General features: G+C 39.8%; 29 protein-coding genes and 1 tRNA gene. 10 read left to right on the top strand and 20 right to left on the bottom strand.

Going from position 1 to position 25,622, the window contains the following annotated elements; genetic code table 11:
- The first annotated feature begins 40 nt into the window (after nucleotides 1-40).
- A complete protein-coding gene (gene menA, locus FPQ10_RS07130; RefSeq protein WP_186278596.1) occupies nucleotides 41-967 on the top strand; it encodes a 1,4-dihydroxy-2-naphthoate octaprenyltransferase in 927 nt (308 codons plus the stop codon).
- Nucleotides 968-1,025: 58 nt separating this feature from the next.
- Here the strand turns inward: menA and FPQ10_RS07125 are convergent, their stop codons facing one another.
- The 9 genes from FPQ10_RS07125 to FPQ10_RS07090 all read right to left on the bottom strand — a co-directional run bounded on the left by FPQ10_RS07125 (nucleotide 1,026) and on the right by FPQ10_RS07090 (nucleotide 7,921).
- Entirely contained in the window at nucleotides 1,026-1,742 is a 717-nt protein-coding gene (locus tag FPQ10_RS07125; RefSeq protein WP_216687730.1) for a Crp/Fnr family transcriptional regulator, read from the bottom strand.
- Between the two features lie 99 nt (nucleotides 1,743-1,841).
- Nucleotides 1,842-1,922, bottom strand: a tRNA-Arg gene (locus FPQ10_RS13060).
- 201 nt (nucleotides 1,923-2,123) lie between these two features.
- Entirely contained in the window at nucleotides 2,124-4,019 is a 1,896-nt protein-coding gene (locus FPQ10_RS07120) for a heavy metal translocating P-type ATPase (RefSeq protein WP_144162454.1), read from the bottom strand.
- Between the two features lie 21 nt (nucleotides 4,020-4,040).
- On the bottom strand, nucleotides 4,041-4,247 hold the full coding sequence (locus tag FPQ10_RS07115) for a heavy-metal-associated domain-containing protein (RefSeq protein WP_144162451.1): 207 nt from the start codon (nucleotides 4,245-4,247) through the stop codon (nucleotides 4,041-4,043).
- A gap of 15 nt (nucleotides 4,248-4,262) precedes the next feature.
- Complete coding sequence (locus FPQ10_RS07110) at nucleotides 4,263-4,478, bottom strand: heavy-metal-associated domain-containing protein (RefSeq protein ID WP_144162448.1); 216 nt, start codon at nucleotides 4,476-4,478, stop codon at nucleotides 4,263-4,265.
- A 362-nt stretch (nucleotides 4,479-4,840) separates the two neighbouring features.
- Complete coding sequence (locus FPQ10_RS07105; RefSeq protein ID WP_144162445.1) at nucleotides 4,841-5,284, bottom strand: hypothetical protein; 444 nt, start codon at nucleotides 5,282-5,284, stop codon at nucleotides 4,841-4,843.
- Nucleotides 5,285-5,406: 122 nt separating this feature from the next.
- Nucleotides 5,407-5,823 (bottom strand): arsenate reductase (thioredoxin), encoded by a 417-nt coding sequence (arsC, locus tag FPQ10_RS07100; RefSeq protein ID WP_144162442.1) that lies wholly within the window; start codon nucleotides 5,821-5,823, stop codon nucleotides 5,407-5,409.
- 15 nt (nucleotides 5,824-5,838) lie between these two features.
- Nucleotides 5,839-7,131 (bottom strand): arsenic transporter, encoded by a 1,293-nt coding sequence (locus FPQ10_RS07095; protein WP_370512031.1) that lies wholly within the window; start codon nucleotides 7,129-7,131, stop codon nucleotides 5,839-5,841.
- 22 nt (nucleotides 7,132-7,153) lie between these two features.
- Entirely contained in the window at nucleotides 7,154-7,921 is a 768-nt protein-coding gene (locus tag FPQ10_RS07090; protein ID WP_144162436.1) for a hypothetical protein, read from the bottom strand.
- A gap of 123 nt (nucleotides 7,922-8,044) precedes the next feature.
- Between FPQ10_RS07090 and FPQ10_RS07085 the strand changes: the two genes are divergently transcribed.
- From FPQ10_RS07085 to FPQ10_RS13055, 3 genes are all read left to right on the top strand, one after another.
- Nucleotides 8,045-8,467, top strand: coding sequence for a disulfide oxidoreductase (locus tag FPQ10_RS07085; RefSeq protein WP_144162433.1), 423 nt, complete (start codon nucleotides 8,045-8,047; stop codon nucleotides 8,465-8,467).
- Nucleotides 8,468-8,469: 2 nt separating this feature from the next.
- Entirely contained in the window at nucleotides 8,470-8,946 is a 477-nt protein-coding gene (locus tag FPQ10_RS07080) for a thioredoxin family protein (RefSeq protein ID WP_144162430.1), read from the top strand.
- A 124-nt stretch (nucleotides 8,947-9,070) separates the two neighbouring features.
- Nucleotides 9,071-9,220: a hypothetical protein gene (locus FPQ10_RS13055; RefSeq protein ID WP_186278595.1), complete on the top strand. Its 150-nt coding sequence runs from the start codon at nucleotides 9,071-9,073 to the stop codon at nucleotides 9,218-9,220.
- 139 nt (nucleotides 9,221-9,359) lie between these two features.
- Here the strand turns inward: FPQ10_RS13055 and ytzI are convergent, their stop codons facing one another.
- The 3 genes from ytzI to FPQ10_RS07065 form a co-directional block, all read right to left on the bottom strand.
- On the bottom strand, nucleotides 9,360-9,509 hold the full coding sequence (ytzI, locus tag FPQ10_RS07075) for a YtzI protein (protein WP_144162427.1): 150 nt from the start codon (nucleotides 9,507-9,509) through the stop codon (nucleotides 9,360-9,362).
- A 96-nt stretch (nucleotides 9,510-9,605) separates the two neighbouring features.
- Nucleotides 9,606-10,466 carry a 5'-3' exonuclease gene (locus tag FPQ10_RS07070; RefSeq protein WP_144162424.1) on the bottom strand — a complete coding sequence of 287 codons (861 nt, stop codon included), beginning with the start codon at nucleotides 10,464-10,466 and terminating at the stop codon, nucleotides 9,606-9,608.
- Between the two features lie 18 nt (nucleotides 10,467-10,484).
- Nucleotides 10,485-10,772 (bottom strand): hypothetical protein, encoded by a 288-nt coding sequence (locus tag FPQ10_RS07065; RefSeq protein WP_144162421.1) that lies wholly within the window; start codon nucleotides 10,770-10,772, stop codon nucleotides 10,485-10,487.
- A gap of 199 nt (nucleotides 10,773-10,971) precedes the next feature.
- On the opposite strand from FPQ10_RS07065, the gene FPQ10_RS07060 reads away from it, so the two are divergent.
- Together FPQ10_RS07060 and FPQ10_RS07055 are read left to right on the top strand one after the other, a co-directional pair.
- Nucleotides 10,972-12,699, top strand: coding sequence for an ABC transporter ATP-binding protein (locus tag FPQ10_RS07060; protein WP_144162418.1), 1,728 nt, complete (start codon nucleotides 10,972-10,974; stop codon nucleotides 12,697-12,699).
- Entirely contained in the window at nucleotides 12,692-14,521 is a 1,830-nt protein-coding gene (locus tag FPQ10_RS07055; RefSeq protein WP_144162415.1) for an ABC transporter ATP-binding protein, read from the top strand. The genes FPQ10_RS07060 and FPQ10_RS07055 overlap by 8 nt, the downstream gene beginning before the upstream one ends.
- A gap of 148 nt (nucleotides 14,522-14,669) precedes the next feature.
- On the opposite strand, the gene FPQ10_RS07050 is transcribed toward FPQ10_RS07055, so the two are convergent.
- Together FPQ10_RS07050 and FPQ10_RS07045 are read right to left on the bottom strand one after the other, a co-directional pair.
- Nucleotides 14,670-15,488 (bottom strand): RsiV family protein, encoded by an 819-nt coding sequence (locus tag FPQ10_RS07050; RefSeq protein WP_144162412.1) that lies wholly within the window; start codon nucleotides 15,486-15,488, stop codon nucleotides 14,670-14,672.
- Nucleotides 15,489-15,637: 149 nt separating this feature from the next.
- Nucleotides 15,638-15,967, bottom strand: a complete 330-nt coding sequence (locus FPQ10_RS07045; protein WP_144162409.1) for a hypothetical protein — start codon at nucleotides 15,965-15,967, stop codon at nucleotides 15,638-15,640.
- A 347-nt stretch (nucleotides 15,968-16,314) separates the two neighbouring features.
- Between FPQ10_RS07045 and FPQ10_RS07040 the strand changes: the two genes are divergently transcribed.
- From FPQ10_RS07040 to FPQ10_RS07030, 3 genes are all read left to right on the top strand, one after another.
- Nucleotides 16,315-17,205: a cation diffusion facilitator family transporter gene (locus FPQ10_RS07040; protein WP_144162406.1), complete on the top strand. Its 891-nt coding sequence runs from the start codon at nucleotides 16,315-16,317 to the stop codon at nucleotides 17,203-17,205.
- 43 nt (nucleotides 17,206-17,248) lie between these two features.
- Nucleotides 17,249-17,626, top strand: a complete 378-nt coding sequence (locus tag FPQ10_RS07035; protein ID WP_144162403.1) for a RidA family protein — start codon at nucleotides 17,249-17,251, stop codon at nucleotides 17,624-17,626.
- A gap of 273 nt (nucleotides 17,627-17,899) precedes the next feature.
- Nucleotides 17,900-19,378: a catalase gene (locus FPQ10_RS07030; RefSeq protein WP_144162400.1), complete on the top strand. Its 1,479-nt coding sequence runs from the start codon at nucleotides 17,900-17,902 to the stop codon at nucleotides 19,376-19,378.
- A gap of 149 nt (nucleotides 19,379-19,527) precedes the next feature.
- On the opposite strand, the gene FPQ10_RS07025 is transcribed toward FPQ10_RS07030, so the two are convergent.
- Nucleotides 19,528-19,986, bottom strand: a complete 459-nt coding sequence (locus FPQ10_RS07025) for a hemerythrin domain-containing protein (protein WP_144162397.1) — start codon at nucleotides 19,984-19,986, stop codon at nucleotides 19,528-19,530.
- A gap of 135 nt (nucleotides 19,987-20,121) precedes the next feature.
- Here FPQ10_RS07025 and FPQ10_RS07020 point away from each other — a divergent pair, with 135 nt between their 5' ends.
- Entirely contained in the window at nucleotides 20,122-20,610 is a 489-nt protein-coding gene (locus FPQ10_RS07020; protein ID WP_144162394.1) for a DinB family protein, read from the top strand.
- Nucleotides 20,611-20,658: 48 nt separating this feature from the next.
- Here FPQ10_RS07020 and FPQ10_RS07015 read toward each other — a convergent pair whose 3' ends face one another.
- From FPQ10_RS07015 to FPQ10_RS06995, 5 genes are all read right to left on the bottom strand, one after another.
- Nucleotides 20,659-22,293 carry a b(o/a)3-type cytochrome-c oxidase subunit 1 gene (locus tag FPQ10_RS07015; RefSeq protein ID WP_144162391.1) on the bottom strand — a complete coding sequence of 545 codons (1,635 nt, stop codon included), beginning with the start codon at nucleotides 22,291-22,293 and terminating at the stop codon, nucleotides 20,659-20,661.
- Nucleotides 22,294-22,779 carry a cytochrome c oxidase subunit II gene (locus tag FPQ10_RS07010; protein WP_370512030.1) on the bottom strand — a complete coding sequence of 162 codons (486 nt, stop codon included), beginning with the start codon at nucleotides 22,777-22,779 and terminating at the stop codon, nucleotides 22,294-22,296.
- 24 nt (nucleotides 22,780-22,803) lie between these two features.
- Nucleotides 22,804-23,034, bottom strand: coding sequence for a hypothetical protein (locus FPQ10_RS13305; protein WP_144162388.1), 231 nt, complete (start codon nucleotides 23,032-23,034; stop codon nucleotides 22,804-22,806).
- Nucleotides 23,035-23,302: 268 nt separating this feature from the next.
- Nucleotides 23,303-23,926: a trimeric intracellular cation channel family protein gene (locus FPQ10_RS07000; protein WP_144162383.1), complete on the bottom strand. Its 624-nt coding sequence runs from the start codon at nucleotides 23,924-23,926 to the stop codon at nucleotides 23,303-23,305.
- 739 nt (nucleotides 23,927-24,665) lie between these two features.
- Nucleotides 24,666-25,571, bottom strand: coding sequence for a nuclease-related domain-containing protein (locus tag FPQ10_RS06995; protein ID WP_144162380.1), 906 nt, complete (start codon nucleotides 25,569-25,571; stop codon nucleotides 24,666-24,668).
- Nucleotides 25,572-25,622 lie beyond the last annotated feature (51 nt).

Below are 25,622 nucleotides of genomic sequence, written 5' to 3'. Positions count from 1 at the left end.
GTTATATAAACGATAAGGCATGTTAGAGAGGATGATGCAGATGAGTTTAGCGATTAAGCATCCGGCCGAGCTATACCATTACCGACATTCTTGGTTTCATCTTTTTCGGCCACTAACGTTTACCGGAACGATTGCTCCTGCATCTGCAGGAGCTGTTTTGTCGATACAACATCATACTTTTCAAATAGAAATTTTCATACTGTTTCTTTTTGCCATATTACTCGTTCAAGGTTCGATTAACATGCTGAATGACTATTATGATTTCAAGCGAGGGCAGGATCAGGAGAAATGGATTCAGCCTATTGAAGACTCCGGAATCGTCCACGGACCGAGTCATGCTTCTTTACCGAAAGTCGCAGCATTGATGCTGGCAATCGCCTCATTGATTGGACTGTGGCTTGCAATACTGACAACTTTTTGGATCGTTTTAGTAGGAGTTGCAGGAATGATTGCTGGGTGGCTATATTCTGGTGGTCCCCGCCCATTGTCTTCAATGGCACTTGGTGAAGTGACGGCATTTATTTTTATGGGCCCAGCCCCTCTGTTCGTCTCTTTATGGATTCAAGGCGAGCACCCTGGTTTTCACGCTTTTTTAATCGCTCTGCCTTTCGCCTGGATGATTTCCACGATGATCCTGACAAATAATATTCGTGATATTCAAAAAGACACCAATCACCGTATGACAATCCCAATTTTACTTGGAAAAAGAAATGCGGTTAAGTTACTTACGGTTATCCTCATGTTTGGCTATCTAACCATGTTTTTATTAGTCTTGGGGGATTACCTACCATGGACGGTTGTTCTCTCCATTTTAGCGATACCATTAGCAATCAGACTTGTGACATCTTACCGAAAGGATGCCACAAGAGCTGAAGAGTTAGCTGGTATGAAACATGCCGCCGTCCATCATTGGGCATTTAGTCTATTGTTTATCACTGGATTCTTAATTGGAATTACATTGCTATAACATTCTTCCTCTTTGACTCATCGACATGACGTTGATGAGTTTTATTTTTGATAAATATTTATATCAACAACAACCCATCCATATCGATGATTTCAATATTCGTTCTTGAAAGTTGCTTAATCAATCCACGGTCCTCTAAATCTGCCAGGCGTCGACTAATTGTTTCCGGTGAGGTTCCTAAGTAAGATGCTAGGTCATGACGGCTCATTGGCAGTTTGATGGTTTCACTTCCACTTTTATTCGCTAAATCGGCTAGGTATAATGCGATTCTGGTTTCGACTCTTTCGGTTGCGAAGTTTGTTGTTTGCGATCCTGATTCTTCCAGTCGTTTAGAGAACTCTGTCAACATTTTTAGCGATATGGTTGGATACTTCATTAAAAAATTTTGTAGATCTTCCTTTTTGATCATACAGATATTCGTTTTTTCCATCGCCTCAGCATAGTCATGGTGCGTCGATTCGTTGAATAATGCATATTCCCCTGTAAAGTCACCTGGGTATAGCACTGTTAAAATTTGTTCTTTCCCAGACTCTGCCAACCGATAGATCTTTACCTTCCCTTGGTGAATGATATACAACGTATCCGACCAGTCCCCAGCCCCGAAGATTGTCTCTCCTTTCTTGAAAGAAACGTGTCGAACTACATTCATTATTTCATTCATCTGCTCATGTCCAAGATGGTTGAAGATCGGCACTTGAGAAACACAGGCTTTTCGCGACCCGCCCGGATGGCACGTATGTCCTGTGCCTTGTTCTTGTGTATGTTCCTCTGTCATTTTCATCCCCCATTCTTTAGTGGATCTGTTGCTTCTATCATCGGTGATAATCTCAATAGCGTCAATCCATTTACTCTGTTGTGACGGCTTACTGGATTCTGGTACGACCCAGGAGCGATTCGAACGCCCAATCTACAGCTTAGAAGGCTATTGGTCTACTCTATTGAATTACTGATATGCGTCCAATTCGGTAAAATATGAACCCCTTGTATATCGATATGAACCCTACTTGAAATTATTTGATACCACTCACTGAATATATGTGCCCATGAATGACTTTTTTGAGCCAAACTCAGAAAAATATGTGCCAAAGAATTTACGATAAAGAAAAAAACCAATGCTACGGCATTGGTTTCCGAATAAAAGGGAGTGTTTAGATGATTAAGCATGTGCAGGTAATGGTTTAATCTTTTTCTCTGATGGTTCACGGTTGAATCGAATCAACCGCATACCATTCAAGATGACGACCAGGATGCTTGCCTCGTGGACGAACATGCCTGATGCTAAGTGAATGCTTCCAACTAGCACACCGAGTAGTAATACGAATACTGTTCCGACAGCAAACCCCATGTTTTGTTTCATGTTCCGAACCGTCACTTTTGCTAATGCGTAAGCGTGAGAGAATTGCTTCAATTTATCCGCCATCAAGACGACATCAGCTGTTTCCATGGAGACGTCTGTTCCACCTTCGCCCATCGCCAATCCAATATCCGCTTTCGCAATAGATGGCGCATCATTGATTCCATCACCGATCATCGCGACTTTATGCCCTTCGTTCTGTAGCTTTTCTACGAATTTCACTTTATCTACTGGCAATTGTTCCGCATGATACCCATCCAAGCCAAGTTGATCTGCCACTCGCTTCGCTGTGTGCGCATTATCACCTGTAAGCATGATCATTTGCTTGATTCCGTGTTCACGAAGTTCTTTCAAAGCGTCAACGGCATCTTCACGGATTTGGTCAGCAATCGAAATGATGGCTACTAATTGGCCGTTTTTTGCTGCAAAAATGGCTGTGTTGCCTTTCTTTTCTTGTTCGATTGCATAGTTATTGACTTCATCTGTTAGTTTGATGTCGTCCATCTCCATTAACGCTCGGTTTCCAATGCTGAATTGATGGCCAGCAACGCGGTTTCTAAGTCCGTTTCCTTTTACGACATCAACATATTCATAATCATTTTGTAATGATAACCCTTTTTCTTTTGCATGCTTGACAATCGTTTTTCCTAAATGATGCTCTGAAGCCATTTCTGCTTGCGCAATCATTTGTAGCAAGTCGTCAGGATTTTCATCGCCGATCACATGAAAATCAGTCACTTCTGGTTTTCCTCTTGTTAGCGTTCCTGTTTTATCAAAGACAATGGTGTCGATTTTCGATAATCGGTCCATGACATCGCCGCCTTTGATCAAGACGCCACGCTTTGCTCCATTTCCGATGCCGGCCACGTTTGACACGGGCGCACCAATGACTAACGCACCTGGACAAGCAATGACCAAGAAGATGATCGCAAGGTGAAGATCTTTGGTGATCAAATAAACGAGAACCGATAAGACAACGACTGATGGTGTATAAATATTTGCGAATTTATCTAAAAACCGTTGTGTTTTTGATTTGGATTCTTGTGCTTCTTCCACTAGCTCAATAATTTTTGCGAACGTAGTGTCTTCTCCAACTTTTTCAGCCACCATTTCGATATAGCCTGAATCAATGATTGATCCGCTGAAAACGTCATCATCATTTGTTTTTCCTACTGGAACAGACTCACCTGTAATGGCCGCTTCATTAATCGTTGCTTCACCGGTTAAAATTTTTCCATCGACTGGAATTTTTCCGCCCGAGCGAACGACGACTCTCTCTCCTTCTTCAACTTCATCTACCGATACGGATACCCAATCTCCATTTCGAAAAACAGAAGCTTCATCCGGTGCCAATTCCGTCAATTCTCTTAATGATGCTCTTGTTTTGTTGAGTGTACGCGCTTCAAGATATGCTCCAAATAAGAATAGAAATGTGACCGCTGCCGATTCAACATATTCTCCTATAAATAACGCAGCTGTTACTGCAATGGTCACCAATAACTCGATGCTAAAAGCTTTCATTCGCAATGCTTGGAACGCTTTAATGGCAATCGGAACACCCGCAACAATTGTCGCGACGATCAATGCCCCTTGTTTGATTGCTACAATCTCCATCCAATGAGCGATGAAAGCAATAATCAATAATGCTCCTGCCGTAAACGTCAGTTGATTTGTCTGCCTTTGTATCCAACGAATCATTCTGAACACTCCCTCTCTTTTTTACCTGACTTTTGTATCAATTTGTTGTATCCAATGTTCTACCGTGTCCGAATCAATCTTTTCTTCATCATACCGGCATAAAACCTTGCCAAGTTGATGAAATACCTTTCCAAATTCAATACCTTCTTTTTCAAGAATCATTGATTCCATCTCACTTGCACATCCTGGGCAAGTGAGTGGATCAATGGTGAGGAGTATCTTTTTCAATGTGTTCCCCTCCAATCAAGAAGCTGACAATACTGGGTAACCAAGCTTCGTGACCGTATCTTCAAGTTGATCCTTATTCACTTTTGCTTCATCGTATTGGACCTTGACTTTACTTGAGTTAAAGAGAACCTTCACTTCATCCACACCATCCATTTTTCCTAAGTTACTTTCAATCTTTTTGATGCAAGATGGACATGTTAACGTTTCTAATTGAAATTTAGTTGTTTTCATCTTCATCTCTCCTTTGTTTTTTGGTTCATCTTAAGTATAGAAGGGATTGTGGTTCTATTCCTTGACCTATATCAAGATATACAGATTTTTGTGGAAATCTTTCTGCATAGTGGTCAGTCGTTTCATAAAACCTGCACAAAAGACTATTAGACGGCTGGTGATATGCTCCCTTTTTCCGTAAATATGTGCCTGAAGATGAGATTATGAGCCCAAAAGACTCCGTTATGCGACCAACTGGCTAACTTATAAGCCCAAACATCGTAAATATGCACCCAGATTCAAAATATATGGTCCCTAATGGTTAAAATGAACACAAAAAAACACCCAATCACGTCGATCAGGTGTTTAACCGATTATGTAGGTTATTCTTCCGTGTCCTCGATTGACATGGACACACAGCCATCTTCATCATAACTCATCGTCTCTAAAACGAGTTCATTCCCTTTTGGCAGCACAACTTCCTTTTCGCAGTATTGGACGATGTCACCAAAGTACTTTTCTTTTCCGTATATGTAATAGACATCGGGATCATCGACGAAGCTGACAAAAACATGCGCTTTATAATAATCTTGGTGTGTATCGTAAGGCGGTCGAACTATTTTTGCATCTGAAATTTCTTCTTCTGAAAGACCAACCGATTCTAAATGATCGATTGTAGCCGCTTCCAGTCGTTCATCGAAAATAGGCATACCATTATTGACATAATAAATATAGAAAAAAGGCGATACAACCAGCAACAAAAGCGCCGTATAAATAAACGTAAACACGACATATTTCCAGCGAATTTTATGTATGTACTTTTTCATCACCGTTCCCCTCCCCCCTTTTATTTTACAGAAAATTAATAAGAATACAATAAGAAAAAGGGGGATTTAGTCCTATAAGAACGAAAAATGTTTATGAAGAATTCCTTCTTTTTTCAAAAGCCCTACTCATTCTCGGCGAGCCATTTGATTCGTCTTTCAATTTCATCTCGAACACTGCGGAATTCATGCAGAATCTCTTCTTCTGTCCCTTCCGCTTTTGCTGGGTCTGGCAAGTCCCAATGTGTTGTTTGAACTCCTGCTGGGATTGTCGGACAACGATCTTTCGCGTCACCGCAGAGTGTAATGACAAGGTCTGAACGGTTTAAAATTTCTGTGTCGATTAGTGAAGAAGATTGATTGGAGATATCGATGCCTTTTTCTTGCATCATCTCAATCGCTCGTGGATTCAAGCCATGTACTTCAACCCCTGCACTATAAACATCCCAGGTTTCTCCAAGCATTTCTTTTCCAAATCCTTCAGCCATTTGACTGCGACAAGAATTTCCTGTGCAAAGAAAATAAACTACTTTTTTATTCATTTTAAGACTCACTCCTTAAAATAAGATCAATGTGAAATACAAGCCGAATAACGTAATCACCAACACAGGAACTGTTAAGATGATTCCGACTTTAAAATAATATCCCCATGAAATACGAATTCCTTTTTTCGATAGCACGTGTAACCAAAGTAAGGTGGCAAGCGACCCAATCGGCGTAATCTTTGGTCCTAAGTCACTGCCGATTACGTTCGCATAAATCAAAGCCTCCTTCGTAATGCCGGTTGCACTTGTATCGGCAATCGCCAATGCATCGATCATCACAGTCGGCATATTATTCATCACAGATGACAAAATAGCAGCGATGAAGCCCATGGACATCGTCGCAGCAAGCAATCCGCCTTCTACCGTATAATTAATGATTTCTGCCAATAAGTCGGTCAACCCGACATTTCGTAAGCCGAAGACGACGACATACATGCCGATCGAGAAAAACACAATATCCCATGGTGCGCCCTTGATGACTTCTTTTGCGGAAACGGCTGGACTTCTTCTACCAATGACGAAAAAGATAATCGCTGTGACTCCAGCTACGACAGACACCGGTACCGCGATGAATTCACTGGCAAAATATCCGATCAATAAGACACCTAAAACAATCCATGATAGCCTGAACATCGTATGGTCCTTAATGGCTTCACTCGGTTTTCGTAACGCAGTCACATCATAGTTGTCCGGAATCGATTTACGGAAAAATAAAAACAGCACAACCATGCTTGCGACAAGCGAAAATAGGTTTGGTAAAATCATTCGAGCCATGTATTCAATAAAGCCAATCGAAAAGAAATCGGCTGAAACGATATTGACAAGGTTACTGACGACAAATGGCAAGGAGGTCGTGTCAGCGATAAACCCACTTGCCATGATGAACGGCAGAATCATCGCTTCTTTAAAGTTCAAGGCACGGACCATCGACAGGACAATCGGTGTCAGAATCAAAGCAGCACCATCATTGGCGAATAACGCAGCTACACCCGCTCCAAGTAATGTTACGTAAAAAAACATTTTTACGCCATTTCCTTTAGCCAACCGCGCCATATGTAAAGCAGCCCATTCAAAAAATCCTATTTCATCCAAAATCAATGAAATGAGAATGATGGCGACGAAAGCAAGTGTCGCATTCCAGACAAGCTCCGTTACGGTAATGACGTCATTGAACGTAACGACGCCAAACAATAAGGCAATGATCGCGCCCACACAAGCAGACCAACCAATACCTAGATTTTTTGGCTGCCAAATAACAAAAAGTAATGTAAGTAGAAAAATTGCAATGGCGATTGTTGTTTCCACGATGTCATACTCCTTTTATTAGCTAGATTTCTTCCCAAGTAAACGTTACTTCGCCTTCTATATTGACTCCATTAAAAAAGAACAACAATTCACCTGTTTCAGTTGCCTCATATGAAATGGTTTCATTTTCTTCAATGGTTAAATCTCCCATTTCATGAACGTCAGGTGAGAGACGGAGTCCGTGTTGAGCATCATTCTCTAAATTCCAATCAATCTCAATTTCATATTCCTGTTCTGCCTCAACTGGAATCCATACAGGCTCTTCCCCATTGAAATTATCGAATTCAGCGTGATATGAATTTGCCTCATACGCACTTGAAAACCCTGATTTGATTGCTGGGTTTGTGAAGACAATAAACAAGATCGCGATCAATGATGGAATGCCAATCATCAAGATTTTTTTCACATTCATGCGAAACACTTTTAAAAACAGATAAAATACGATAAATCCTATCACAGTATAAATACTTGAATAAATCACCACAAAGAAATACCATGAAAAGGAATCAAACAACACCGTAACAAATAATACAGCCCAAATGATGATTCCAGCTAATGTATAGGCTGAAACATAAGACCAAGTCGATGTTTCATTGATTTTTTTGAAAATCCAGTCAATCAAAAAAGAGATACCTATTAAATAAAACGTGAAAATCATCCAATGCAATGGGTTGGACACATAATCATTCGCAGCTTGTAAACTCATATCAGAAAACAATAAATTCGCGATATATGTAAATAGGAAAGCTGCTAAAGCAATCGAGAGCCTAGATAAGATCTTAAATATCATTTTCTTTCCTCCAATCTTCTCTATCTTACAATAAGAGAAGGTGTAAGAAAATATTCAAAGCATACTTCTTACTTTTTGATGTTTTTCGTACTATAATTTTGATGTAACTATAGGAGATTTATTATGACAAAACGAGCTGAAAACTTTGCGATCACCGGATGGGTCATCGCTTTGGTCGCGACACTAGGATCGCTTTATTTTTCGGAAGTTCAGCAGTATCCACCTTGTGAGCTATGCTGGGTTCAACGTATCTTTATGTATCCCCTCGTCCTTATTTTATTGGTTGGAACTTTACTGAAGGACACGAAAGTATTCATTTATTCAATCGTTTTTTCTAGTATCGGTCTAATCATTTCGATTTATCACTATGGGATACAAAAGTTGGAGTTCTTACAGTCTACTGCTCCGAGCTGTGGACAAGTTTCTTGTACTGGAACCTACATTGATTGGTTAGGCTTTATTTCCATACCATTTCTCGCCGGCACTGCATTTTTACTGATTTTAGTAATCAGCATCTTAGGATTCAAACAATCAAAAGGAGTGTAACTATGAAAAAAATTCTTATATTTGGCGGTCTAGTAATCGTTTTATTCATAGGCATCGTTTTACTAACCAATATGGCAACATCTGAAAAAGTCGAAGGGAATCCTTATGGAAAAGATTCCTTACATCCAGAAACGGTTAAATTATTGGATAATGAACATTATCAAAACGTTATTACTCCAGACGAATTAGAAGAAGACTTATCTTCTGGCGAAACGATGACTGTCTATTTCTTCAGTCCGACTTGTGAACATTGTCGAGAAGCGACACCAAGATTATCCCCATTAGCAAAAGACAAAGGCGTTGATTTAAAGAAATTCAACCTTTTAGAATTTGAAGATGGTTGGAGTGAGTACAACATCGAGGCAACACCAACATTAGTTTACTACGAAAATGGTGAAGAAGTGCACCGAATCATGGGTGCAGCACCAACAGATAAATACGAAGAATTTTTAGAGGAATATTCGTTGAGTAATGACTAAAATCTCATTTCAATTTTGATTGAGTAAACATTTGCACTGACTTCGGTCGGTGCTTTTTTTGTGTTGTTGAAGTAGTTCGAGTTAATTTTGAAGCTGTACGGTTTATCGTTAAAAACTTGAGGGTTTGCGGGTTAACACTGAAGGTTGGCAGATTAACACTGAAGAAGCTTCAATCAACACTGAAGGTTGGCGAATTAATGCTGAAGAACGGCAGATTAACATTGAAGAACGACAAATCAACACTGAAGCACGCTGGATTAACACTGAAGGTTAGCGGATTAACGCTGAAGAAGCTTCAATCAACACTGAAGGTTGGAGCATTAACACTGAAGAAGTGCTGAATATATACAAAACGCCAAATAAAAAAGCTGTTCGATATCAGTAATTCATAACCGACATCGAACAGCTTTCCTTCATTCAGCTTCTTTCATTTCTGTTTGTGTCTCTGGAAGTGGATCTACCTCGTGTTTATAATTATATCCCTTTGAAATAGCCATCAATGTTACCGCCAACACAACAATAAAGATTACCAATCCGATCGCCATTGTGTAGATTAGTGTCAATGGTTACCCCCCTTACTGATCCAATCGCTTCAACACGGTTTTGTTCGCCAATGAGTGATGCTACTTTTTGATTCATATACTTTTCCGATTCTAGCTTTATACCAATTGTTCAATTCGCTTAAATTCCAGCTCGTTGAATTTTTCCATAACCCGCTCCCGGTTAGGTTGAAACACTGCATTTGACAAGTCACAAAACGCTTCCGTTTCACAGTTGATTTCAGCCAGTTGACGAGATAAATGTACCATTTCCATATCGGTTTCGAATTTCGTTCGTTGTGCTTTTGTCAATGAATCTAAGTTTTCCAAAATAGCTTCCAACGATCCGTGTTTTTGCAACAATTTAAGGGCTGTCTTTTCGCCAATCCCTCGAACACCAGGATAATTGTCACTGGAATCTCCCATCATTGCTTTCAATTCAATCATCTGTAGTGGTTGTATCCCGTGTTCTTCTACGAAACGTTCTGCATGATAAATATCGTAGTTTCCGACTCCTTTTTTCATTAGAACCACTTTCACTTGTTCATCCAGCAATTGCAGGATATCTCTGTCTCCGGTCAAAATCAAGACCTCTGAATCTTCTTGATATGCTCTTGCCAATGTTCCAATACAATCATCCGCTTCATACCCTTTGATCCCTACGTTTGGAATATCCATTGCTTCCGTCACTTCCTTGACGAGATCAAACTGGGGAACCAACTCTTCCGGCGGTGCTGAACGGTTTGCTTTATAGCCGTCAAATAAATCATTCCGGAAAGTGTGTGAACCCATATCCCAACAGCAAACGACGTGTGTCGGCTGAAAGTGATTCGTTGCGGTGAGTAAATGCCTTGTAAATCCGTGGACAGCATTCGTCGGGATGCCTTTTGAATTCACCATGAAATAGCCTGACATGGCTGTCGCATAAAACGCACGGAATAAAAGTGCCATGCCGTCAACGAGTAATACTTTTTTCTCCATTATTAAGTCCTTCCCCTTCTATTTTTGCTCTACTTCTCGGAACTTTTTAATAAATTCTATCGGTTCATCCTTTACATTCAACGTCATGACGCCTTTCGATGTATGCAAGTAAAAAAATCCATATTCTTCCGATAACATGCGATACGATAGATCAAATACTTGATGGATTTTATATTCTTGTTCCTCGGTCACAATTTTATCCTCATATAAAGAGACGTAACAAACGTCTTCGATATGCTTTTGTTCGAGATTAATGGGATCCATCTCTCTTCTGAATTTTACATATTGATGCCTTTCTAATTCCATACCGTCTCTCCTTCAATCGTTCGGTGTGTCGCCATTATATCATGCGCGGAAGGAAAAATCGCTGTTACCGTTTTCCATTAAACCATTACCAATGATGACAAAGATGGTTCATTATAGTAATATAACGCAAAGTGAATATGTTAGAATAATCACAATGGTTAAAAATTATGAACAGCTTACCTAGATGGAGTTGAGCATCTTGAAGAAAATCTTATCACATCTGAAACCTTATCGTTTACATATGATTGTCGCTTGGTCCCTCATGTTGATTGAATTGGCAGTCGAATTGATGCTCCCATTTTTTCTCGGAAAAATGATTGATGAAGGTATTGTGACTCAAAATATGGATACGGTCATTAAATGGGGCGTTTTAATGCTCGTGCTTGCAGCGTTTTCATTTATTGCCGGAATGCTGAATTCTTTCTATTCAGCTTATGTCACTTTTCATTACGGTTACGATATCCGGCAACGGCTTTTTGAAAAAGTTCAATCGTTTTCCTTCAAAAATCTACACCATTTTCCGACATCCGGTTTGATTACACGCTTCACCAATGATGTCAGGATGGTACAAAACGGGATTTTCATGGGACTTCGGATTATGCTACGGGCACCCCTTTTAGTCATTGGCGGTGTTCTCATGGCGTTTCTCGTCAATTGGCAAATCTCTTTAGTTTTTTTGGTTTCCGTTCCTATACTTGTTTTATTAATTTTGTGGGTCATCAAAAAAGCGAGTCCTCTTTTCACAAAAGTGCAAGTTCGGTTGGACCGTGTCAATCGGGTCATGCAAGAGAATTTGTCTGGCATCCGCTTGATCAAAGCATTTTTACGGAAGAACTTTGAGGAGACTCGATTTAAAGAAGTGAATACAGAGCTTATGAATCGAACAAAATCAGCTTTGCGTCTCATTGAATCGTCCATGCCTGTTCTTTTATTTGGCATGAATATGAGTTTGCTAGTCATTTTGTGGTATGGGTCAACTGAAGTTCAGGCAGGACAAGCGCAAGTCGGTGAAGTCGTCGCCATCATCAATTATGCACTACGGGTATCGATGGCCATTACGATGTTCGGGTTTTTGACAATGGCTTTATCACGGATGAAAGCATCTGCCGAACGGCTTCAAGTCGTCATGGATGAAGAAGTCGATTTACTCGAAAAATCCAATGCAGAAAAGGATCTGAAAGTAACTGCTGGGAAGGTTGAATTTTCACAAGTTGATTTTTATTATCCAGAAACAACGAATAAAGTACTGGACCATGTATCGTTTACCACCCAACCGGAGGAGCGTATCGCGATTATCGGTGCAACAGGTTCAGGTAAATCGACGCTATTTCAGTTAATTCCTAGGCTTTATGATACAACGGGTGGTCAAGTGAAGATTGATGATGTCGATGTTCAGGATTATCCTTTAGACACACTACGAATGGCGATTGGCTTCGTTCCGCAGGCGCCTTTATTGTTCACCGGTAGTATTGAAGAAAATATTCGCTGGGGAAAAAATGATGCAACGAAAGAAGAAATCATCCAAGCCGCTAAAGACGCTCAAATCCATGAGACAATTATGGAACAACCTTTAGGTTACGAGACCAAAATCGGCCAAAAAGGTGTCAATCTGTCCGGAGGTCAAAAGCAACGTGTCTCTATTGCCCGAGCTTTGATTCGCAGTCCAAAAGTTCTTTTGCTAGATGATAGTACAAGCTCGTTAGATTTAAAAACAGAATCTAAACTTCTTCAGGCGATCCAAACTTATGGGTGTACAACATTCATTGTGACGCAAAAAATCGACACGGCAAAAAGCTGTGATCGCATCATTTTAATGGATGAGGGACGTATTTTAGCAGAAGGTTCACATGATGAACTCGTTGATACATCTGAACTTTACCAAAACATTGTCGCATCACAAGTTGGAGATGAGGATTTATATGCTTAAACAGCTACTGGAACCATTTCGACAGCAAAAAATAGATTTATCAGAAGCAGAACGCGTCACCGATGAACGAGCAAAGCCAAAAGTACGCAATTGGAAAAAGACGGTGCGTCAAATCTTCTCTTACTTATTGGCGGAAAAATGGATGCTTCTGCTTGTTACCGTCATGGTTGCTCTAAGTTCCGGCTTTGCCATTCTCGGTCCGTATATGATTGGGACGACAGTCGATGAGTACATTGCTGTCCAAGAGATGTCAGGGATTAACCGTATGCTTTTTTGGTTATTTCTCGTCTATCTAGGCTACTCTATCGCGATGTTTTGCCAGCATTTTTTCATGATTGGCATCGCCCAAAACACGGTATACACCATCCGCTCGGAGTTGTTTGAGAAGCTACACACATTGCCGATTCCTTTCTTTGACAGAAGGCAGCAAGGCGAAATCATGAGCCGGTTAACCAATGATATCGATAATGTCAGTAACACATTAAACACGTCCATTATTCAAATTTTATCCAGTGTCCTCACGCTGGTCGGAACAGTCAGTGTCATGGTCTATCTCAGTCCATTACTGGCACTGATCACCATGTCCATCATTCCAATTATGGTATTTGGCATGAAGTGGATCACAAGTAGGACTGGCCCGTTGTATAAAATCCAACAGCAACGGCTTGGACATTTGAACGGCTATGTGGAAGAAACGATATCGGGCCAACGGATTATTAAAACATTCTCCCAAGAGGAACGAGTGACTGACGAATTTGAACAAAAAAATGATGACGTGCGGAACTCAGGCTATTGGGCAGGTACGATCTCTGGATTCATTCCGAAGCTAATGAACATGTTAAATGTGCTTAGTTTCGCTTTGATTGCTTTTATCGGTGGTGTGTTTGTATTGAACGACATGATTACCGTCGGAACCATCGTGATATTTACTGAATTGGCACGTCAGTTCACACGACCGTTAAACGAGCTGTCCAATCAGTTCAACCAACTATTGGCTGCCGTAGCTGGAGCCGAACGAGTTTTTAATATTATGGATGAAGACGGCGAAGAACTTGATGAAGTAGACGCTGATTCAATCGACGTACCTAAGGGTGAGATTGAATTTAAAAACGTTACTTTTTCTTATAACCCTGATGAACCAATTCTAAAAGGAATCAGTTTTACTGCAGACCCTGGCAGCACAACTGCTTTTGTCGGACATACAGGGGCCGGCAAAACAACAATCATTAACCTCATTGCTCGATTTTACAATTATGACGATGGGGAAATATTGCTAGATGGAAAAGATATAAAAAGTATTAAACGAAATAGCTTACGGAAACATATGGCGTTCGTTTTACAAGATGCTTTTTTATTTGAAGGCTCCATTCGCGAAAATATTCGTTATGGAAAGTTGAATGCAACCGATGATGAAGTTGTCGAGGCAGCTAAAAATGCCAATGCGCATGACTTTATCTCGAAACTTCCGGAGCAATACGATACGCCAATTGATGCGGATGGCATGAGTATCAGTCAAGGACAGAAGCAACTAATTACCATTGCTCGCGCGCTTTTGGCAGATCCGAAAATACTTGTACTGGATGAAGCAACAAGCAGTATTGATACGGTAACAGAAATTAAAATTCAAGAAGCGTTAAAACGTTTGATGGAAGGTCGGACCAGTTTTGTTATTGCTCATCGCTTGAACACCATTAAATCAGCCGATCAAATCATTATGCTCGAACACGGAGAAATTATCGAGAAAGGAAGTCATGACGAACTAATATCACAAGGCGGCCGGTATGCTGACCTTTATGAAACTCGGCTAGAGGAACCAGGATAATAATTTTCAAATCAAATAAACATACTAAAATTAGTGGGTAAGATCATCGACGGATGACCTTACCCACTATTTCTGTTTATACGATATAGTGAGGCCGGAACAATTTTCATAGCGCTGGTTAAAGCACTTTGTTCCACCCTCGTTTTTATCATAAGTAATACTCATCCGTCGTTTCATCAATGGACTCGATGCGCTCTAGCCATTCTTCATTCATAAACTCTTTCATCTCATCTATTGGAACTTCAACCTCTGGCATGCCTGCCACACCTGCTGTAACTTCGTATTTATCAAATTTAACGACCAAGTTATGATCGCGAATAAAAACATTCGAGAAGTCATATTGATCTTGATTTAACCATTCCTGTAACTGGTCTTCCATAATATAATTCGAATAATAGTCAGATGCTCTCAAATTCTTTTCAACTAACTCAAAAAACTTGTCTTGTGCTTCAAATGGCTGATCAAATAAATCAATCGGATCCACAAAATCCTCGGTTAACAGGTCGACCAAATAAACGGAAGATTTTTGATCGAAATTGGCTCCGCCTGTATAGGTTTCTTCAGCCATAACGACAGAAAAGAATTCTTTCCCACTTTTATAAAGATCGGTCGTTACAAAATAGGCTCCTTGGTGTGATGGAGATACATTACCACTGTGTTCAAGTAATGCAATAAAATGTTCTATACGCTGTTCGGCTTCCTCTTCAAAGAACTGATCGATTGCTTTTACTCCAAACAAAGGTATTTCCACCTGTAGTTCATACGTTTTAGCTTTTTCGTTCAATTGTTTGATCTTTATTCCTTCAAAATCTGTATCGACAATTTCATCTTCAATGTTGTTTTTACTCATCACTGGTACTGCCTCTTCATACTCGGTCGATTCCGTTTTGTCCCAACCAAATAAATAGCCGATAGACATACTAATGATTAACGCGATCACAAAATAAGGTATTGTTTTATCTTTCATGGTGTCTTCATCCTCATCTGTTCATTTATCCTTAGTTAGCCCAACAGATACGAGGATTATACACTTTTAAAAACGGGTGAATTTACGAACTATGTACCCAAATAATGAAAGGCAGTGGCTCGTGTGCCACTGCCTTGGTTTTTTATTTATTAGCCATCATTTTTAACGTCAGAATCTAAGTCATCACCATCTGCGTCTCCTGATCCTGTGTCAGGTTCAGCACCTTCAGACTCCATGTCGGATTCTGTGCCAGCACCTGTGTCGGAATCGGTACCTTCAGATCCCATATCGGAATCTCCTTCAGTTCCTGTTGAACCAGTGTCTGTGGAACCTGTATCTGTTTCACTAGAACCTGAATCTTCTTCTGTTGGTGTTCCAGTGTCTTCATTCGTTGCTGGGTCCTCTTCACCAGAGTCTCCACCGCAAGCTGCTAAAGTAAGAATTAGCGCAAAAAATGAAGTCATAAATAGTTTCTTCATGAAGTAACACTCCTTAAAATGATTTTTTCTTGGTGTTGCGTCGTGCTAATACATTAATAACCGTTCTGAACAATACATAAACGCATGTTAATGAATTGTAATGTATTCCTTGTTTAACTCGAACGAAAGTCCTTTTGAACGATTGTATATTAAATATTTTCCCCTTAAATCTAGGTAGATATTCACCGTTTGTTTTACGATGATTTTTCAACCATGAGAAACATCTTAAACATCCAACGATTATGTAATATATTTTTTTAAAAAAAGTCGTTTGAAATGGTTGTTCTTGGACTGTTAGCGAAAAATATTGGTATGATAAAAAGACAAACATTAAAAGAGGTTTTTCTATGTCGGATCGTTTTCAGAAAGCTCAATTTGCATCGATTATCGGGATGGTCGCCAATGTAATCCTAGCCATCATCAAAGGGATCGGTGGAGTTCTTGGCGATAGTCGTGCATTAATCGCCGATGCTCTCCACTCTGCTTCTGATGTCATCAGTTCAATCGCCGTATTGGTCGGTGTCCGTGCCGCACAAAAACCACCTGATTCAGAACATCCCTATGGACATGGTAAGGCTGAAAACATTGCTACCTTGATCGTATCGATGTTGTTGATTGTTGTTGGGTTTGAAATTTTAATGGATGCCGTCTCTGCCATTTGGTCTAATGCTAAACAATCAACACACCCACTGGCATTATATATTGTTGTCTTTTCCATCATCGTTAAAGAAGCTTTATTTCAATATAAAAACCGTTTAGGGAAAAAAATCAAAAGCCAAGCAATCATCGCAGATGCTTGGCATCATCGGTCAGATGCGATTTCTTCAGTCGTTGCTCTCGTTGGTATTGGATTAGCAATGATTGGTGACCGCTATCAAATTTCTTATTTAACTTATTTCGATCCAATAGCCGGAGCAATCATTGCTGGAATTATTATGTGGATGGGTTTTAGTTTAGGAAAAGAGGCCGTTAGAATTTCACTCGAAATTGTTCTAGACGAAGAAGAAACGGAAAAATTTAATCAAACAGTGAAACAAGTCAATGGCGTTAAGAGAATTGATTCTTTGCATGCGAGGTCACACGGTTCTTATGTTATAATTGATACTAAAATCAGCGTTGATCCCACAATCACAGTCGATGAAGGTCATGCGATTTCGGCAAGAGTGAAAGAAATATTAATGAATCATTTTGAAGAAGTGCATGATGTCCATGTTCACGTCAATCCGTATTATGATTGAACAACAAATTGAATAATAACTTTTTAGGAGAGGAGAATGAACGATGAAGAAAGCATACTCCACCAAAGAAGCACCAGAAGCAATTGGACCTTATTCTCAAGCAGTTGAAGTAGGTGATCTCGTCTTTATCTCAGGACAAATACCACTTGATCCAAAATCGATGGAGATTGTCAGTGAAGATGTTGCAGATCAGACACACCAAGTCATGAAAAACTTAGAAGCTATCCTGAAAGAGGCTAACTTACAGTTTAAAGATGTCGCGAAAATGACTATTTTATTAAATTCCATGGATGATTTTGCGACAGTGAATGAAATTTATGCGAGTTATTTAGAAGAGCCTTATCCAGCTCGTGCTGCCTTTGAAGTCAGCCGCCTTCCGAAAGATGTAAAAGTAGAAATTGAGGCAATCGCAAGTAAATAAGCACAAAAAGACACCATAGATTTCTTTTCTATGGTGTCTTTTTTCTCAAACACCCTCAAACAATTGATAATATCCAACAAAAACAAACCACTCTCGATAGCTTACGACAAACGCCACAACACCTAACACATCAATTCTAAACAGTTATCTATACATAATTAGTTAAGTGAAACCCAATGAATAAATATTATTTATTTATAATCATTATTATTTACAAACCAATTTAAATATATTATGATAAGTATACAATTCAATGAAGGAGGATTTTAATCAATGGATCAGAATAAAAAACGACTGACAACTTCTAGTGGTGCTCCTGTAGGGGACAACCAAAACTCTGTCACTGCTGGTAATCGTGGACCCGTACTATTGCAAGACGTGCATTTACTGGAAAAACTTGCACACTTTGACCGCGAGCGTATTCCGGAGCGTGTCGTTCACGCAAAAGGTGCAGGAGCTTACGGCTATTTTGAAGTGACAAACGATGAAATATCAAAATACACAAAAGCTGACTTTTTAAATGAGAAAGGGAAACGTACACCGATGTTTATCCGCTTCTCAACCGTTGCCGGTGAACTAGGATCGGCTGATACTGTCCGTGACCCTCGTGGTTTTGCGGTGAAATTTTACACACAAGAAGGGAACTATGACTTGGTCGGTAACAATACACCGATTTTCTTTGTTCGTGATGCCATCAAATTCCCTGATTTCATTCATACACAAAAACGAAATCCACAAACGAACTTGAAGGATAAAAATGCGGTTTGGGATTTTTGGTCTCAATCACCAGAATCCATGCACCAGATCACTTATCTTCACGGGGACCGCGGTATTCCGGCAACATACCGTCATATGAATGGTTATGGAAGCCATACGTACAAATGGGTGAACGAAGAAGGAGAAGCGTTCTGGGTTAAATATCACTTTATCAGTGACCAAGGCGTGAAAGGCTTAGACGTGGATTTGGCAGACGAACTTGCAGGTACAAATCCTGATTATCATACAGAAGATTTATTCAATGCCATCGAAGCTGGTGACTACCCTTCTTGGACTTTATATGTGCAGATCATTCCGTTTGAAGACTATAAAACGTACAAGTGGGATCTTTTCGATGTGACAAAAACAGTTAGTCAAAAAGATTATCCGAGAATCGAAGTAGGAAAAATGGTATTGAACCGCAATCCGCAAAACTACTTTGCAGAAGTTGAACAAGCTGCTCTATCTCCAGCACATTTCGTACCTGGAATTGAAGCATCCCCTGATAAAATGCTTCAAGGACGTTTGTTCTCCTATTCCGATACACAGCGTTACCGTTTAGGCGTCAATCATGAACAGCTCACTGTTAACCGCCCAATTGTTGAAACACACAATTACCAGCGCGGCGGAACCATGCAATATGGTCATCAGGTAAGTTCTGTCAATTATGAACCAAATAGCTATGACTATGAGCCAAAAGAAGATTCATCTGTAGTCATGGATCCATTCGAAGTTGAAGGCCATGCGGACAGTGTTGCGTATGATTCCGATGATCATTACACGCAAGCAGGTGATCTTTACCGTCTAATGAGCCAAGATGAGCAAGATCGTCTAGTTAAAAACTTCGTCGATCATATGAAACCTGTAACAAGGGATGACATTAAACTCCGTCAAATTGGTCACTTCTACAAAGCAGATCCAGATCTAGGTACACGTGTTGCTGAAGGTTTAGGATTGGAAGTACCAGCTGAAGTTAAAAGTGAAGTAACCGAATAACGCTTAATTTTTTACGATCCACTCTCTCATTTCCAGCTGCACCGTTGCAGCTGGAATTTTTTATTGATTGATTTATTTCTCGCCCAATAAAAAACCAGACTGGGAAGAATTCCAGTCTGGTCATTTTTCATATAAACGATGTTGCATACTTAGTAACCACTATAAGAGTCATTATGAAACTTTCCGCTTGCTTGATATAAATACTTTTCTGGAACGGCTTCTTCAATCACAGGGAATAATTCACGTTCTTCCAAACGAATGTGTTCATCCAATAAGTGACCCAATAAGTTCAGTTGTTCATGATCAGCCTGTTGATTGTTTCGGATTGCTGTAATCAAGCCTCGAATTTCCGCATGTTGATAGAGAACTTTTTTGACCAAATCGACATTGGGTTCACTCTCAAAACGTAAGTACAACGGAATGAGTACTTCCTCTTCATCTCGGAAATGTTCATTCCCGTCCTTTTCCCAAAATTCAACAAGCTCACGTAAGACAATCTTATACGTCTTCTCACCTTTACTTGTTCCTATGTCCTTTAAATCTTTTGAAATTACTAATGCATGATGATGATGATGTGATAATGGAAAGAGTCCTTCGTGTCGTTTCACGTAACATACCTCCTCATTGTTCTATACCCGGAATCCGAATTGTTTATGTTATACTTTTAAATAAGAAGTCAGACAATAACTAGAAATCATCTATTCTCAACTTAGCAAACAACGGAGCAGAAAGGAAGGATTTTCATGAATCAAGCAAAGACTCTACAAGATATCATGTTTGAAGAGATCGAGCTTTGTGTCCGGACGACTCAGAATTTATTGTTGCACATTAAGGATACCGATTGGGATTATCGCCCAGCTGAGAACATGCGGACACTAAGAGAACTTGCAATCCACCTTGTTTCTATTCCAGCCACAGATCTTTATATCTTAAAAGAAGAACCATTAGAGAAGGTTCGAGAGCTTGAAAACAAATATAGTCAATTACAAACTCCAACGGATATGGGTGTGGTGTTTGAAGAAGGTTACCATGCACTTTATGAATATATGACCTCTTTGTCTGAAGAAGAATTTTTCACGAAAAAAACGAAAGCATTTTATATGGAAGATGGCCATACACAAATACAATGGTTAGCTGAGATCCAGTCTCATGTCTTTCACCATCGTGGCCAATTCTACAATTATTTAAAACAATTACAGTATGATGTGACAATGGCTGATCTATACGCCTAATGTTTTTAACAAAAGCAGACACCGATATCGGTATCTGCTTTTTTGTTTTTACCAGTATTTGAACCCGCTAGATCCTGGTGGTGAGTTATTGATAATGTCGATAATCGGTAAGGTGTACGCAATGAAAATCAATGCAAACACGATTCCAATCCAAAGTTTCCAATTTTCAAGCCAGTTTGGCGTCTGTTGTGTCGGATTCAATTCTTCGGCAATTGGGAATTCCTCGTTGCCTTTCGGTGCGAAGAAAGCTAGATTGATCAAAACGATGACAAAGAGTACTAACGAGATGACCAACAATGTTCCACCGACTGCGTGAGCCATTTCATACGCTCCCCATGAAGAGGCGACTTCATGACCATTGTAACTAGTCATTTGCGTACGTCTTGGGTTTCCGAGTAGCCCTGAAATATGCATGGCAGAAGACATGATTCCCATGCCGACAGCCCAAAGAACTGTTTGATAGATTCCAATCTTATTCATCTTCTTCGTTAAGATACGGCCTTTCAAATGTGGAATGATCCAATAACTGATTCCGAAAAATGTTACTGCAACCGTTCCACCGACTGTGATATGAAAGTGCCCTGTGACCCAGATCGTATTATGGACGATTTGGTTTAATTGGTGGGAAGCGTTAATGATTCCACCTGCACCTGCTGGAATGAAAATTAACATCCCCATGAAAGGTGCCAAGAATCGCACATCGCCCCACGGCAACTTTTTAAACCAACCGAACAGCCCTTTTCCACCTTTTTGACGTCCTGCAATCTCGAATGTTGAAAACAATGCGAATGCAGTCATTAATGATGGTAGAATAACAGCAAATGTTAAAATGACTTGGAAAAATTTCCATCCTTCTCCAATTCCTGATTCAAGCAATTGGTGGTGAAATCCTACCGGAATGGAGAACAAAATGAATAATACAAATGAAAACCTTGCCAATTGATCACTGAATACTTTTCCGCCAATAATTTTTGGTACCATAACGTACCAAGCCATATAAGCTGGCAGCAACCAAAAATAGACGAGCGGATGACCAAAATACCAAAATAATGTTCTTGTTAACGCGACGTTAATTGTATCCGTCCAACCGAAAGCCCAAGGTAGGAACTGGAATAGAACAGCTGCGACTACACCGATCGTAGCGATTAACCATAGAACTAATGTTGCTACTGCCATATAGGCAAGTAATGGCGTTTTCTCGCCAGGGTGTTCTTTTTTCCATAAACGATATCTACTGATCACCGCGAATGCGCCAAAATAAGTTCCGATAATAATCAATGCTAAAGCAATATAGAAAAACGGTGAAGCTTGTAATGGTGCATAAAACGTATATAGTACAGTGGCTTTATTTAAAGCAATCATTAATGCAGCCAATACCAATCCACCAGTTAACAACCAGAAACCAATCCAACCGGCTTTCCGTTGTTTGTTGGTGAATTCTCCAGTCGACTTCGCAACACTTGCGTAGAAAAATCCAAAGATAAAATACGTTGTAAACACTAAAGCCATGACCACTCCATGGCCGGTTAATATTTGATAATAGTTGATCCATGATGGCAATGTAATTAATTCACTTCTTACTAAGGTTTGCAGGAGTCCAAGCAACCCGGCAAATAATATCGATCCAAAAGCAACATAAAAATGAGCTAAACTTAATCGTGCGTCCAATCGATTGATTTTCATTTATATCACCTCCAAGTTTGTGCTCATGAAGTGATGACCTGTTCCACAATATTCATTACATAAGATTAGATAAGAGCCTTTTTCATTAAATGTGTAGGTCATTGAGTTTACGTGCCCCGGTGTTACCATCATATTTGCAGTCGTTCCAGCAATTTCAAAGCCATGAACAACATCAAGGGAAGTAGCTTTAATATGAACTGTTGCCCCTTGAGGAATTTCAATATCTCCAGGTGTAAAGCCGTATGATTGCAAAACCATAATCAATTCGTATTCATTTTCGCCAATCTGTTTCAATCCCGGTTCGTTAAATGGAGCAGATTCTGTAACCGTTTCAGGATCGACTAGCGTCATATCACTTGGTGCTCCTTGGTGTTCTCCCCCTTCTGCTTTTGAAAAGGCTTGAACGCCAACAATCGTTAAAAAAGAAATCAAAGTAATAATCCCAACAATCATCCAAATTTTTTCGAACTTATGCATATGCAGCATCGTTCGGTTCCCCCCATTCATCTGTTAGCTTGCTTGGTAAAGTACATAAACAGCTACCCACATAATGACAATGATGGCTCCAACAATTAATGAAGAAATAAAAGCCCCATTCAATTTAGGTTCTTCATCTTGGAACTCATTTTCAATTGCCTGGGTAGATTGAACATCCAAATCCTCGATTACAATGTAATCCTCATTTTTCTTGTACGTCTCATTTTTCACCGAATCTACCTTGCTTTTTGATTTGGCACCCATCATTTCTCTCCTCCCTTTTGTGTGGTTACTTTTATTGTAGAATTTTAAAAAACTCAAATTGTGATTTAAATCACAGTTTTGAGCGATTCCATGGAGGTTTTGTGAAGATAAGATGTCGATTGTGTGAAAACGGTTACATGAAGGTTTTTTTGATGGTTTGAAGCAATCGAGATGGTTAATCAAAGAGGATGTCGATGGATAAACGGTTTCATGGTTTAACAGTGTTGGTCATAAAAAAAGAAACCCAGCAACTGCTGGATTTCTTTCCTTATTTTTTAGATCGAATTAATTCTAACCAATTCAACCGACTAGGTAACTCCCATTTTCGGATGATGGATAAAATACGCATCGTGACAATTGCCGAAAGCAGGATATATATTTCTGTTTGTGTATCTATTACACCAAGCCCTACGATAAATGCACCGAGAACAGCCCACATGGCGTAGATTTCTTGATGCAACACCATTGGTTTCCTGCCAGCCAACAGATCGCGAATAATTCCTCCACCACAACCGGTTAACACACCTGCAACGATAACTGCACTGAGCGGATATCCAGCCGCCAAAGCCAATAATCCTCCTTGCACTGCGAAAGAAGCCAACCCGATCGCATCAAAGAAGGCTCCCCATCGATTCCAGGTCATTAACCAATGAAAAGGAATAAAAAACATAATTGTCATCGTCACGAATGCTACAGTAAACAAAGTCCCCTGTGCCCATATATCTGAAATTGGCAACCCTACGAGTAAGTTACGAAATGCACCGCCACCAAATGCTGTCACATAGCCAAGCAAATAAACACCAAAAATATCATATCGCTCTTCCATGGCAACGATTGCTCCACTGATCGCAAAAGCCATCGTCCCAATAATATTCAAAACTTCCCATGTCATGCTGATCACCTATTTATCTACTATTCATATCAATTTTAAACCAGACGGCAAGCAAAAGAAATGATAATGGTTATTATTAATAGTAATGCGAGCTATTTGTGACTGGATTTCTTAGTATATTGTTATTAGAGAATTGATTGTACCGTTCTTGACTTGTTGTAAGAATTTTGAGAGGAAAATAGGTTGGTTGCTGGCTATTTAGGTAAAAAGACGAGATCAATTTAACCAGAATTTGCTGTTTATTTATAATTTAGGCGATTGGTGACTCTATTCGACCGAATCTCTCTCCCCTCTTATGATTCGGGCGTTTTGGAGCCTCCTATTCGACCGAATCCCTCTCTCCTCTTATGATTCGGGTGATTTGGAGGCTCCTATTCGACCGGTTCTCTTTCTCCTCTTATGATTCGGGCGTTTTGATGCCCCCTATTCGACCGAATCTCTTTCTCCCTTATGATTCGGGCGTTTTGATGCCCCCTATTCGACCGAATCTCTTTCTCCTCTTATGATTCGGGCGTTTTGGAGCCTCCTATTCGACCGAATCTCTTTCTCCCTTGTGATTCGGGTGATTTGGAGGCTCCTATTCGACCGGTTCTCTTTTTCCTCTTATGATTCGGGCGTTTTGATGCCCCCTATTCGACCGAATCTCTTTCTCCCTTATGATTCGGGCGTTTTGGAGCCTCCTATTCGACCGGATCTCTTTCTCCTCTTGTGATTCGGGCTATTTTCCCAACTACGTGAACTAATAGTAATATGTCCAACGTTTTTTTCCACCTCTCTTGAAATTTTTTTGAAGTGCAGAAGAAATTCCTTTTTTCGAGATTAAGCTGTTACACCATTCATGCGTTTGAGAAACTGTGATTTTCATTTCAGGAAACAGCAACACAAAATCATGCACTGTCCGAACAACTGAATCAGCAAATGGTTCGTTCCACCCACAGTCATCACAGTAAACTGTTCTTCCTTCCAACTTAACGATGGATGAGCTGCATTTTCCGCAAAGTATCCCTTTTTTTACTTGTTCATAAGAGTACGCTGGCTTTTTTTGAAATGGTGATTGATCTAAATGTTGTTCTATAAGTTTTTCCGCCAATCGCTTATGTACATGATTAAGCCGTGATGGGATTGTTTGAAGATATTCTAAATGAGAATCAATTTGAGTGGGTAGGATCATTGAGGTATTTGGTGGCGCATTGAAAAGTGTGAAGTTCTTGTTTATAAAAATGACATGTGACTGAATCGGCCAGTTAAATCCTAGTTTTCGGATGAGCTGAGTTAATAGAGAAGTCGACCTTGCGATTTGATGCAGAGGGTTTTGAATTTCTTGTTGGGGAAATTTAAAGAATTTTTCTTGCTCGTAAATGAATTCACCGTGAAAGTTCTTCACCTCATAAACGAAAATTTTTTCTTGAGTAATCAGTAACGTATCGATTTGAAACACAGTCCCATTAAACGTCAATAATAAATCGTTCACCTGTAGATGTTTATTACTCAAACTTTCAAGCATGGAATCAAATAATCTTTCTCCTTCAAAACCTTTTTTAAGTTTAACTAAATCACTTTGCTTTTTCGGTGATAATGCTGTACGGTGAGCTAAAACTTCAAGCTGCAGAAGTTCCAAAGGTTTTGATCTTTCTTTATAGATCATTACTTATACACCCGTTTCTTTTTTTAAAATCATTATAGCTAAACGGAAGCC

It is taken from the genome of Allobacillus sp. SKP2-8, assembly GCF_007559355.1.
GTDB classification, from domain to species: domain Bacteria; phylum Bacillota; class Bacilli; order Bacillales; family Alkalibacillaceae; genus Allobacillus; species Allobacillus halotolerans.
This window is presented reverse-complemented; position numbering and strand designations above follow the sequence as displayed.